This is a genomic window from Clostridium sp. Marseille-Q2269, from assembly GCF_943736985.1.
Taxonomy (GTDB): domain Bacteria; phylum Bacillota; class Clostridia; order Clostridiales; family Clostridiaceae; genus Clostridium_F.
Genome location: NZ_CALSFS010000019.1, coordinates 44,646 through 57,936, shown reverse-complemented (window position 1 = coordinate 57,936; position 13,291 = coordinate 44,646). Strand labels below are relative to the sequence as shown.

The 13,291-nt window shown below is 29.3% G+C and carries 9 protein-coding genes; 7 read left to right on the top strand and 2 right to left on the bottom strand.

Features of this window, described 5'->3' with window-relative positions:
* Positions 1-199: 199 nt before the first annotated feature.
* Positions 200-751 (bottom strand): group II intron maturase-specific domain-containing protein, encoded by a 552-nt coding sequence (locus NGI68_RS16030; RefSeq protein WP_251862448.1) that lies wholly within the window; start codon positions 749-751, stop codon positions 200-202.
* The gene (locus NGI68_RS16025) at positions 739-876 is read right to left on the bottom strand and encodes a hypothetical protein (protein WP_251862447.1); all 138 of its coding nucleotides are present in this window, start codon (positions 874-876) and stop codon (positions 739-741) included. The genes NGI68_RS16030 and NGI68_RS16025 overlap by 13 nt, the downstream gene beginning before the upstream one ends.
* An 837-nt stretch (positions 877-1,713) precedes the next feature.
* Between NGI68_RS16025 and NGI68_RS16020 the strand changes: the two genes are divergently transcribed.
* The 7 genes from NGI68_RS16020 (at position 1,714) to NGI68_RS15990 (ending at position 12,956) form a co-directional block, all read left to right on the top strand.
* Positions 1,714-1,917 (top strand): BhlA/UviB family holin-like peptide, encoded by a 204-nt coding sequence (locus NGI68_RS16020; RefSeq protein WP_251862446.1) that lies wholly within the window; start codon positions 1,714-1,716, stop codon positions 1,915-1,917.
* Positions 1,918-2,026: 109 nt separating this feature from the next.
* Positions 2,027-3,388: a TULIP family P47-like protein gene (locus tag NGI68_RS16015; RefSeq protein WP_251862445.1), complete on the top strand. Its 1,362-nt coding sequence runs from the start codon at positions 2,027-2,029 to the stop codon at positions 3,386-3,388.
* Positions 3,389-3,478: 90 nt separating this feature from the next.
* A complete protein-coding gene (locus NGI68_RS16010) occupies positions 3,479-3,685 on the top strand; it encodes a hypothetical protein (protein ID WP_251862439.1) in 207 nt (68 codons plus the stop codon).
* Between the two features lie 153 nt (positions 3,686-3,838).
* Positions 3,839-5,620, top strand: coding sequence for a TULIP family P47-like protein (locus NGI68_RS16005; protein ID WP_251862444.1), 1,782 nt, complete (start codon positions 3,839-3,841; stop codon positions 5,618-5,620).
* Between the two features lie 44 nt (positions 5,621-5,664).
* Positions 5,665-7,122 carry a TULIP family P47-like protein gene (locus NGI68_RS16000; protein WP_251862443.1) on the top strand — a complete coding sequence of 486 codons (1,458 nt, stop codon included), beginning with the start codon at positions 5,665-5,667 and terminating at the stop codon, positions 7,120-7,122.
* A 95-nt stretch (positions 7,123-7,217) separates the two neighbouring features.
* Positions 7,218-12,284 (top strand): RHS repeat-associated core domain-containing protein, encoded by a 5,067-nt coding sequence (locus NGI68_RS15995; protein WP_251862442.1) that lies wholly within the window; start codon positions 7,218-7,220, stop codon positions 12,282-12,284.
* 564 nt (positions 12,285-12,848) lie between these two features.
* Positions 12,849-12,956, top strand: a complete 108-nt coding sequence (locus tag NGI68_RS15990) for an RloB domain-containing protein (protein WP_353505415.1) — start codon at positions 12,849-12,851, stop codon at positions 12,954-12,956.
* The last annotated feature ends 335 nt before the right edge of the window (positions 12,957-13,291 follow it).

The window sequence follows — 13,291 nt, the reverse complement described above, 5'->3', positions numbered from 1 at the left end:
TAATTCAAGTATCATAAAGAAGCTCTTTTATAAAAAGTTTTGCATTTTCCTCTCTTTCAATGTTGTTTAAATACTTTAAAATACCTTCTTTATCTAAATTTAATTATCATACTTATAGAATCGAGTAGGAGGGAAAATTAATTAAGTTTTCCCGACCTCTCACACCACCGTGCGTACCGGTCTGGTACACGGCGATTCTTTAAGAATTATGTGCTTTCATATAAATAGACCATAGGCTGCATAAACCTACGGTTTTAAAGAATTGATTATTTAGAGTAGTTTGTAAAATAGGACTATTAGCTATACGCCAGTATCCTTTTCGGGTATTGGCATATTTTATTGCTTTATAATGATTAAAACCTAATTGCTTTAAATTTATATATCTGGTTTTAACCTTTTTCCATTGTTTCCATATACACATTCTTAATCTTTGTTTAGTCCATATTTCAAAGCTTTTAATTACTCCATTACAGTTTGCTATTCCATAATAATTTATCCATCCTCTGTTCAAAAGATTAAGTTTTCTTATTCTTTCCCTTATAGTAAATGGTTTTGACCTACTAGTTATTTTTCTGACTCTATCTTTATATCTATTAATTGCTTGAGTGGATACTCTAAGCTTAGCCATATATCTAGCCCAGTAGAATGAAAATCCTAAAAATTTTCTTCTCCATGGTCTATCCACTTCACTTTTGTCTTTATTTACTTTTAATTTAAATTTATTTTCAATAAATAAAGTTATACTTTCCATGACTCTATTTCCTGCTCTTTGGCTTTTGACATAGATATTACAATCATCAGCATATCTGCAACTGTCATTCTATCAATACCTGATTTACCTTTGTTGGCAACAACCTTTTTATAGGCTAATTGCATATTTTATCTTGATAATATCCTTTCTAAGGAACCATATTCAAACACATTGGTTTCTCCACTTGTAATTACCGTAGTTACTCTATGCGCTCCGCACTTATCCTTAGATTCCATCTCACAATGGACACCCTTGTCATTAGCTAGTGGTTCCCACTACTAAGCCCACAACGGACTTTCACCGTCAAGTTGTTGCCCATGCTAGGCACACTAAAAAAGGGGCTATCGCACTAAAAAATTAGTGCGATAGCCCCTTTCACTTATTATAGTATAAAAAAATATATATTTATATATATTTTTTTACTAGGTAAATATTACAAGAATGTCCTTAATAATGTACACTTTAACATAATAATTGTTTACTAGTAATTACTATTTATATATTGACATTATTCTAAAAAAGTATTTATAATTATAATACAAGATAATAATCAGAATATTATAAATATTAACAATAACCATTTATTTCAATGTAATAAATGAAATAAAAACAATCTTTTCATAAGCTTGTATAATTTATGAATATCCTTATTAAGTTAATTTAGCATAAATGAAAAAATATCATTACTCTACATGACAGACTATTCTTTTTTATGACAAGTGTAAAATTACATTTAGCTCATTAATTCTTACTAGTTAATTCCTAATTTCTTAGTTGTGATTCAGATATAATTTTAGTAGTATTCCCTGTTATATAATAGAACCTTTCTTTTTAGATTCTAGTGCAGATGTAGCCTTTTATAATAAAGTGGTTAGTGATAGAATTGCTAACTCAATAGTTAAAGGAATTACAGGACAAGCAGTTAGCAAATAAGTAAATATGACAGAGGAGGTGATTATATATTGGAAGATCAAATATTAAAAATAATAGCATCTCAAGGAGCATTTGCAATATTATTTTCTTATTTATTATTTTATGTATTAAGAGAAAATAGCAAAAGAGAAGAAAAATATCAACAAAATCTAGAAAAATTTTCAGAATGTATGAAAAAAATTGAAAATGATATAGAGCATATAGAAGAAATTGTGGATAAGCACATAGGATAAATTTTAATTATTTAAGTTTAGACCTTTATATTGATTAAATAATTATTATTTAATTGAATCTTTATAATTAATATCTATATAAAAATATTAAAAAGGAGTGATTTATAATATGGACACAAAAGGTTGGGATGTTATTTTTGCTTGTTCTGTGGATGTAGCTAATAAACAGTTATCAAAGCATATGCAACAAGCAAATCTTGTTTTTACCTACGAAGATGATAATATAAGTATAACAGGAACATTTGGGATATGGGAAATTATCACAGGTGGTTCTGCAAAGTTGTTGCATTTTCAGACACCAATAACACAAGGAACAATTCATATAAAAAAAACTAATGCAGATCTAGATATATCAGGCATTTGCCCTATTATGGAACTTCAATTAGACTTTATTCAAAACTCCTCTTTACCAAATATGAGAAATTTACAATTTAATTTTAAAGAAACAGGATTGGCACCTGGAGATACAAAAAGTGGTGCTGTTACTGTGGTTAATCCAGATACCACTGGTAAAATCTCTTCAAATATTATTGAAGTAGGATTAGTCCATAACTATTTACCAAAAATATTTATTAATAATAAAGATAATTTATCTTATGTTTTTGCTGAAATGAATTTAGTTCCCCCCTCATCATCAAGTTGGCTGGCACCTAAAAAATTTGATTATATGTATGGGGCATCGGAAACAGGTAAAGATGTAATATGTATCTTAACAGTAACTAAAGATAGAGATATTTCACAATTATCTCATAGTATAGATGGAAATTTACTTGATAACCAACATGATATGTTTATTTTAACATCTGATGGAATGTTTTTAGAACATATTATTTTACCTACACTTCCAAATGTTTATGGGAATGGAGCTACGGCAAGTAATTTTATATATGAAGGAAAATCAAATACATCTGGAATTATTAAAAATAGAGGAAATCTTAATTGTAATACTGTTAAAGTAGGAGCAATTTATTATTATCCTAAAATAACTTCTTTATCTATACATGTGGAAAACAACAAAATTGTTACCTCTGCACAGGGGAAGTGTGATATTTCAGGACTTGATGGTGCTTATATTTCATTTTCTATAGATGGAAAAAATGAATTTAAATATGATAATAGTTCGAATACAATAACATTTTTACCTGATAATAATCCACATGTAACTTCTTCTAAACATATACCTACCGAAGAGGAGATAGGTATAGATATTGGTGCAGCGATTCTAGCCTTCTTTACTTTTGGTGCAACAACAGTAGTACTACCTACTTTAATAGGTATTGCAGAAGGAGTATTACAAGGTGTTACAGATTCCATTAAAGAAGATGTAAAAAATGAGCAGTCTATACAATTTACTAATAATTTTTTTACATCAGATAAAATAGTTGTGAAATGGAATGGTGTAGATGATTTTATAATTCAAGATTGTGGATTAAGCCAATCTTTTTATGCTCGTGGTAATTTTAATCTTTAAGAAAATAATACCTCTTCTTCAAGAAAAATAACAATTCCTGAACTTGGAGGAAGTATAGAAGTAGTATCCTATTATGATGAACCCATTAATATGGGTTATCACAGGGATGGAAGGGTAGAGATAGGTGATTCATCTCATGTAAGAATAACACTGGCTTATATTAGTTGGGATGATTATAACATAGCACATATAGGATATATAGAATCCTCAATAACGTTACACACATCTTCACATGAGGGTATTCTACAAATGAATTCAACTGATGGTAAAATACAAATAACTTTAAAAAGAGAGTAATATATTACAATACTAAAACTTGTATCAGAAATACAATATATTAAAATATTCTAAAATTAAATATGGTATTTCTGTTCATTATAAACTTATTTTAAAGGTTACTATAATTATCTATATTCAAAAATAATTTATTTTTATTAAGGAGGAATTTATATGAATAATGTTAATAATGTTCAATTTGATTTGTTTGGTTGGGATACAGTTCAAGGTATTTCTTTCTCTGAGGTCAATAGAGCAATTGAAACTCTAGGTTCAACGCCAAAGGATTTTGATTACAAATTTTACAAGAATAATGATCCAAAAACTAATGATTTAAGAAGATCTATTAATGGAGAATGGTCTCCTTGGAAACTCACACTTAGTGGTGATGGTAAAATCTTATCACTTCAATGTCCAATTAAATCTGGAAGTTTTTATATGAAAACTGTTGATGGAGGTATTAACCTTGATTTTGCCAATGGGGATTATGTAAATATAGAAGTTAGACTAGAATATATTAATAGTTCTCAAATAACTCATCAAGATCCAACATCAAAACCTAATACAGGACAGCAAAAAGATCTTATAGTAAAAAATACCAGTGATGATCAACATGTTAATGCAGTAAGTATAACTGGTTATAACTTCTCTTCTTTCACAGATGAAAATTCATATGGGGACTCATTAATAGCTAAGAGTACATGTAAAGGTTCATTTGAAAGTTGGTTTAATAATAAAGAAAATTTAGAAAAATTTAAGCATGTTTTTGCAACTATCAGTGTAAATACAACAGCAAATAAAGGTCAATTTCAATGGTTGAAGCCAACAGATGTTAGTTATGCAGTATCAACTGCAGAAGATCTTGATAAAAGTATATTTGGTATTTTGTGTATGACAGAAAATCGTACTGCTTCTCAGTATCATGAAATTGATCACCGATTGCTTGAAAATATAAATGGAAATTCCGCATTTGGAATTCAATCAGATCGATTTTTAGAAAAGTGGATTTTACCAGGTTTATTAGCAATGCTTCCAGGAACTACACCAGATGATTATGAGTTGGATGGATTATCTTACACAAATAAAAATCAAATAAGATGGGGTACTTTTAAAAATGAAGATGGAGATACTGTACCAGCAACTATTGATAGTAAAAAATTAATGCTTGGACTTTATGGTAATAATATTAGATTCGATGTAGTGGATCTTAGGTGGGAAGCCAGAGATGGAATAACTGTCCATGTTAATTATACTGAATCGTATAAATTGGAATTAAAGAGCGGAATAGATAAAAATGGGAAACCTTATAAAAACATTGTGACAGCCAAACCAGTTTATGATAAGCCAGTGCTTACTATGTCCTATACTGTTTCAGATGCATTAAAATACAAAGAGTTATTTACTTCAATTGGTGTTGCAATAGTAGGAGCCATTGTTGGAGGAGCTATTGGAGGTCTAGCTGATGGTATAGGTGCAGCAGTGTCAAAAAGTATAGGTGAAGTTGCTGGTGCTGGTGAAAGAGCTACAGTAGAATTAACAGAATTTGTTACTCCTGAGGCTATAAGTATAGGGGAAAGAACTGCTATTGATCAAGGTTTAGAAGGAGAGATAACTGCAATTGATGATTTAATTGAACAGGGTGCAACTAGTACTGAAATGCTAAATGCAATTGCCACCAAACCAACTAGTTTTTGGCAACGCTTAGTTAATAATAAATGGAAAACTTTAGGTTCTATTATAGGGGGAGTTGTTGGTGCAGCTGCTGGATCTACTTGGCAAATCATTGATTCTTTGGCACAAGAGAATTTCTCAGATTTACCAACTTTAGATGAATTTACTGCCAATTGTGTTGAAACTGTTAAGTGGCCAGATAATAGTGGATTTGAACTACAGTCTGTTTCTCTAAGCGATGGAGGATTTAGACTTGGTGGTAAATTGACAAAAACCTCCGAATAAAAAATTATATTGTCTACATTATATTAAAAAAGGAGATGATTGAAATGAGTTCTCATCACACAGATACTTTAAATTGGGATACGGTGTTTGCTATACCTATTTCAAAGGTGAATGAAGCAATAGTCCATCAACATACGTCACCTAAAAGTTTTAATTATATAAGCAAAAGTAATGATAAAATTAATGGTAATTTTGGAGATTGGCAAATTGTAAAAGGAGGAGATGGATCTTTAATTTATTTTTCTATCCCAGTAAGCAATGTTGTTGGAGAGAGTCCTTTAGTTGGAGGTTTCGCTTGGGAAAGATTTTCTTTAACAGTAGAAGTTAAACTAAAATTTTTAGAAGAACAGATGGGTGAAGATAGTAAAATGCATCTAAAAATAAGATCACAAGGTTCTAACAATGATCCCGTTGCAAGTACAAAAGGCATAACTATAGAAAAGAATACCGTAACAGGTGAAAATATAGAACCAACAGGAGATTGTGTAGATATGCTTGGTACTGAAGGAACAGAATCTATTATTTCAGAGTTTATTAGCTATTGGTTAAATGATAATATAATTGAATTTGACCACATATTTGCTACTGTTAACTTAAATAATTATATTGATAAAGATGCAGAATGGGCTTGGTGTAAGCCAACAGATGTAGATTATGCTTATGTAGATAGAGACACTGAGGAGAGCTTACTAGGTATTCTATGCATGACAGGGGGAAGAAAAGTAACGGAAAGTAATCTACAACAAATTGATCCATATGTTATTCCTGAAAAAAGCATAGCTGGATTTATTATAGCAGAAAAACGAATATTACAAGATTTAGTACTACCTACACTTCCCATGAAGTGGAAGAAATCATCTGTAGAGGATTATGAGATTGTAAATGATGCTGATACAGATACAGGTAAGTATCAATACGTACTACAATTAAAGGAAGGAAAAAATATTGAATTGGATCCTATTTCACATGCTGGATCAACCTATACTCCTTATATGAAAAAAATGAAAATTGCTCTTGAAGAAGATCAATTAATCTTTGAATCTTATACTGAGACCAATGTGGGAATGGGAGTTACAGCTTGGTGTCGTACTACTCATTGGTACACAATTTCCCTAAATACAGATAAAAATGGTAAGCAAACTTTAATTTATGAAAAACACAAAGATCCTACTGTTGAGCATGGTACATCCACAAGTAGTACAACAGAGGTTTTAGAAGGACTAATTATTTTAGCTGGGGTCATAGCTACATTTATTTTAGGTCTTTTAACAGATGGGGTTGCATTTGTAGTAGGAGCTATAATAATTGGAATTTTAACAGGAGTTGCAGCAGCTTCTCCAAAGATTATTGAAATTGCAAATAGTGATATATCCCCTGATATTGATTTGATGATAACTAATGCTACTAGCCCAATCCAATGGAATGGCAGTGGAGTGTTTAATTTAAATTACGCAGGACTTGCAGGACCACTACAATTAGGAGGTATGCCTAATTTTAGTTAGCTATTCAAATAATTGATTTTTATAAATGTGAAGTTAATCACTTATAAGTGATTAACTTCACATAAATAAGATTTACTATAAAAGGAGGATTTATAATGACTAATTCCAGTTTTAAATCAGACGTTTTTTCTTTTTCTAATTATACTCGTGGATCTGTAGATAACCGTACAGGTTCATATAATTTTGTTCTACCTTTAGCAAGATTAAAAGGAAATAATCAAATGGGCCCTACTATAGATTTATCTTTGAAATATAACTATATTTTTAATAAGGATAGTGATGAGGGTTTTGGAGCTGGATGGCATCTAGGCCTTACAAAATATATTAGAGGTTCTTCCCAGTCTACACTCTATCTTAAAGATGGAAGAACTATTTATTTAAATGAAGCTTCTAATGGAACAATTACTATTAATACTGTTACTTTAAATGATTTTAAATTCACTAAAAATGGTGACTCTCAATATAAAATTGAATATAAAGATGGTTCAAAAGAACTTTTGAGTAGTTTACCACAAGTGGGGCAAGATGGAGTATTCTACTTAACAAAATTAACTAATGAAGCTGGATATGGGATGTATTTTAGCTATGAAAGATTAGGTGGAGATCAATGCAGGCTTTATCAAGGTAGAAATGCCAATGACAATAAAGCTGATGCAACTGGTGAAGGTGGTGAAGTATTATTAAGCTTTGATCTGGATCCTAATAATGGATATGTTATAAATATGAATTTATTTCCACAACAAGACAATTTAAAATCAACACTTAGTATGACTAAAAATCAATATGGATATTTATCTTTTTGTACCACACCTGACACCAAGGACTTAGGTAATATTTATATGTTTAACTATATTTCTAAAGGAGATAAAAATGAATTTTCTTTACTTTCTCAAGTAAGTAATTTAGGGAAATATAAAGAAGAAATAACCTATAATAAGCAAGCATCTTTACCAGCTAACGGTCCATATAAATATTTTCCAGCAGTTAGTAGTTATAAGTTTACTATGTTTGCTCCAGAAGATAACATATACACAGAAAGACATGATTATGAATACACACCTAATAATTTTACGGGATATACTTCTGGTGCTACATGGGATTCAAGTGATGCTGTAATAGATAATAGTTATTTAAGGAATTCAAATTTTAACTATGGTACTACAGAAAGCCTATATGTTGAGGAAGTTTTACAATTAAAAAAGACACAAACATATAATAAATTTCATTTATTAATTCATGAAGAAATTGATTCATTGGATGGGAAATTAATAACACATAATTATACTTATTACGCTGATACAGCAACAGAATATAAAGATCAAGTATCCCAATACACCTGTTTAAAAAAGAAAGAAACCCATTATACAGATAACACCGATTTAAGTTATGTGAAAATATATACAGAGATAACAGATTATGAATATGATGAATATGGTAATATTCTCAAAAGCCTTGCACCATTTAGAACAAAAGAGTACACCTATGTGGATCCACCTTTAGGTTTAAATCCATTTGTACGACATATCTCCAGTATTAAAGAATACAATAAAGATGTAAATAACTCAAGGGTAACGGAATACAATTATAAAACCCTATTTAAGTTGGGAAGCCCATTTACCATGACAGTAATAGATAAAATTAAAGAAGCAAAAGTAATAAATGGAGTGAAAACTTATTTTAGAGAGACAGATTTAGATTATATAGAAAATGTTCAATACCCAATTGATTATTTACCTAGATTACAAAAAGTATTCTTATCTGGGAAACAAGTATCAACACAAGCAATTAATTATGATAACACTGTTGATGGTGAATTAAAAATTACAACAGAAATTACCACCACAGATAATAAAACTTTAAAAACAATTAAATCTATTTCTACTTATACAGGTTTAACTACTTTAGATGTAGATCCTACAGGAGTAAAAACAAAATATTCTTATGATTCAATGGGAAGAATATTATCTATTACAACAGGATATGGGACAGGAAATGCAGTTACCACAAATTATAGCTATAACTATAGCGATGATAATAAGGGAATAGAAATGGTTAAAGAAACCCATCCTGATGGTATAGTAAAGGAAACATATTTAGATGGATTTAATAACGAATGTTTAATTAAAATTAATAACGAAGTAAGTACTAGAAAATATTATAATACTTTAAACCAATTATTATTAGAATCTGTATATGATACTAATGTTTCTTCTACAGAACAAGGGGAAAAAATTAATACCATCAGTACAAATAAGTATTACTATGATAAATGGGGAAGAAATAATAAGGTTGAATATAGTAATGGCACTGTATTTCATTCAGATTATAATATGATAGATTCTATAGCTACTGAGTATTTTGATTATGGAATCCCAAGGAATCAATCAGGAAACTATGCAAAACATATAGTTACTTATGATACATTAGGTAGGATCATTTCAGAAAAGTATTCAGTTGGAAAAGACGTGATATTGAAGACAATTAATAATATATACGATGAATTTAATAATTTAGTAAAACAAACTATTACTACAAAAAATAGTAATTTTAAACCTTTAATAAGGCAATATACCTATGATGATTTTGATAGATTAATAATTTTAAAAGAAGGAGAAGATGGTAGTACAAATCCTAGAAAAATTTCCTATGAATATTCACAATATACAGATGAACCAATTAAGACTTCCATATCTGTAAATGATAAAGTTATTGGCACTAGAAGATATGATGGATTAAATAGACTTATAGAAGAAAAAATTGGAAATAATAAAGCAGAAACATATGAGTATGATGAAGGATACTTACAACCTAAAACAATGATAACATCAAAGAATAAGGAAATATCATATAAATATAGAAATGAACTGAATTATGTTCCAGATAGAGTTGAAGTGGATAATTTAAAATATATATATTCTTATGATATTCAAAATAAATTAGTCAATAGGCAGGATTATATGAATACTACTAATGATGTTAAAACTAATACTAGTAGTACTTACATCCCTCATTATAATTCAAATCATAATATAATTGGAGAGACCTTTGTTATGGACGGGAAAACATATAGTTCCAACTATGAACGTGGAAATTTAGGAACTATAAATAGTATCATAAATCCTAATGGTATGAAGAAAATTTATGGATACAATGAAAAAGGACAACTTATTCAAGTAAAAGAAGATTCATTAACAACTACTCTTTCTTATATAAATGATTTCCCAAATGAAGTGAATTTCAGTTTAAATAATGCTAATATTAAATGCAGTTTTGGTTATGATGAACTGGGGAGAGAAACTGTTCGAACATATAGGAATACTAATGCTGGCCAAAATTTCAGTGGAGATATTTTCATAATATATAATGAAGATGGTAAAATTTCAGAGAAACACATTGAGTATGGTCCTCGAAGTTATGCTTATTACTATGATTATGACATATTTGGAAGGTTAATTTCAGTAAACACAGATGATGATTCAAGTACTTTTCCTAAAGATCAATATTCCACTAATATTAAAAAGTTTGAATATACCTATGATGATTTTGATAATATTGTGTCTGCTACAACCACTTTTACAGATGAAAGTACTAATACAGCTAATTTTACTTATGATAGTATAAATCCTTGTAAATTATTAAAGGTTGAAAACTCAAAATCTAATTATCCAAAACAAATAAATTTTCAATATGATGATGCGGGTAATATTATATCTATGGGAGAAAGAAAATTCGATTACGATGATTTCAATAAACTTTACAGGGTAAATTCAAATTCAGACTCAGGTAGTTCATATTATAAAAATGATTATAATGGAAATCAATATAAGCACGAGTATTTTGCAGCTAATGGACAAAAAGAAGTAAATAATACTACATTATATACTGGTGATAAATTATTTACATCTATTGATGAAAATATGGATAGTATAAGAAATGTTACTTATGGACTTCCATATTACACTATATCTGAACCTAGTGAAGATTCATCAGAGATTGAAACTTATTCATTCTTAGTATCAGATGCTTTAGGAAACAAGTATGGTGAAATAAGTTTAGGTGATATTACAGATAATAATTATTTTTATTTATACACTCCATATGGTTATTCATTTTATGCCCAGGAAGATAAAATACAATATGCAGGAGAAAGACTAGATTCAATTAATAACTTATACCACTTAGGGAATGGAGAAAGAGCTTATGATCCTATATTAATGAGATTTTTACAGCCGGATAATCTTAGTCCCTTTGATGGTGGGGGTATTAATCCTTATGCTTACTGCTTAGGAGATCCAATTAACTTTACTGACCCTTCTGGGCATATTAGCTTTAGCACTACAATGAGCTGGGTAGGTATAGGACTAGGAGCTATTGGAACAATAGCATCTTCTATAGCAACCTTTGGTATTGCAGCGGCGGCTGCAGGCGGAATATTGGCTGCTCTTAATACAATAGGTGGCGTGGTTGCAGCAACCAGTATAGTATTAGACTTAGCTTCAGTTGCTACAGGAGCTGCTTCTCTAGCAATTAGCGGTAGCGATTCTGAAACATCTAATAATTTAAGCATAGCCTCTTTGGCATTAGGATTAGGAGCATTTGTTACAGGAACAGGTGTTCCAGCAGGTATGGTTACTCGTTCACGTATGATTTCTAGTAATCGTATCCTTTCTGGAACCTTTGACAGTATAGATTATACAATTGGAGACATGAATGCTTTCTATACAGCAACATTCAGGCCAATAAATCCAGGATTAGAACCAGGATCCCTTGTTACATCACATGGTAAATATCTTAAGATAACATCAATTTTGGAACCAGAAATACCAAGTATAATGTATCCAGGTAAGCTTAAAACTAATTTTCTTGATCCTTATGAGTTTGCTAGACAATTACAATCACTTCCAGGATATAGTTCCGAAGGTCCTCTTTATCTTATATCTTGCAGTGCAGGTGTAGGAGGGAATTTTTCAAATGCTCAAAAAATAGCTAATGCTTTACAAAGACCAGTTTATGTATTTCCAAATAAACTTACTTATATTGCTCCAAATATGCGTCGTATAACCCAAGGACCCTTTAATCTAAGACGTGTAAATGAGACATTAAACTTTATGGGTTTGCCGACATTTAGTAAAATAAAGCGTTTTGAACCTAAACTATTATAAAGATTTATATAAAAGTTATTTTAAATATTAGAAAATAGTAACTAGTTTAACTAACTTATAAAGATTCTTTATTAACACAAAAAAGCATCCTAATATTTTTATAATATAGGATGCTTTTTATAATAAAAACAATCTTATTTATATGTTTTTTATTATAAAATTTTTTATTTATTCCTTAAAAATATTTATTACCATATTATTTACTTAAATTTTAGAAAATAGTAAAATTCCTAATTGAGCTTTAAATGTTGCTACTTCATACGGAGTAAATGCCTCAGAAAAAATTAATATTTTAAAAGCGATGAGTTTTGTAAGTTTTTTTATAAATAAATCTCATGAAATACAGCAAGGAAAAATTGTTCCAAGAATACCTTTTAAATTAGATAGAAGTTATATAAAAATAAGGCTCAGCTTGTGTTTTCAACCCATGATACTAATCTTTTAGATAGAAACATTTTAAGAAGGAATCAGATATGGTTTACTGAAAAAAAGAAGGTAAAAGCACAGATTTATATTCATTATATGAATCTAGATGATTAAGAAAAAATGATAAAATAGAATAAAATAATACTTAGGATTTCAAATCCTTGTTTTGAATTTTGGTATCTATTACATTTTGAATATACTACAGCTAACTTAAAAAATTATAGTTCAGTAATAACTACAATATAAATGTAAGGGATTTTATAGAAAGTAATCCTTATACTAATATTTGTGATTTAGTTGGATATATAGATAAATTAGGTAGCAAATATAACAATAAATGTACTGGTTCTATGTTTCCTACATTCCTAAAGCTTCATAAATAAGATCCATGTGGGATTACATTAATTTTCAAGAATTTAAATAAACAAGGAAAAGTCATAGAATATACTAACCCTATCTTTATTAGTATATCTATAACTTTTTTATTTAATATAAAACTGTTTAAAAATTTTCATCCTCATTTTAAAGAATAAGTAAAATATTGTTATAGTTATCTTTCTATAATAGGTTTGTTTTACTTA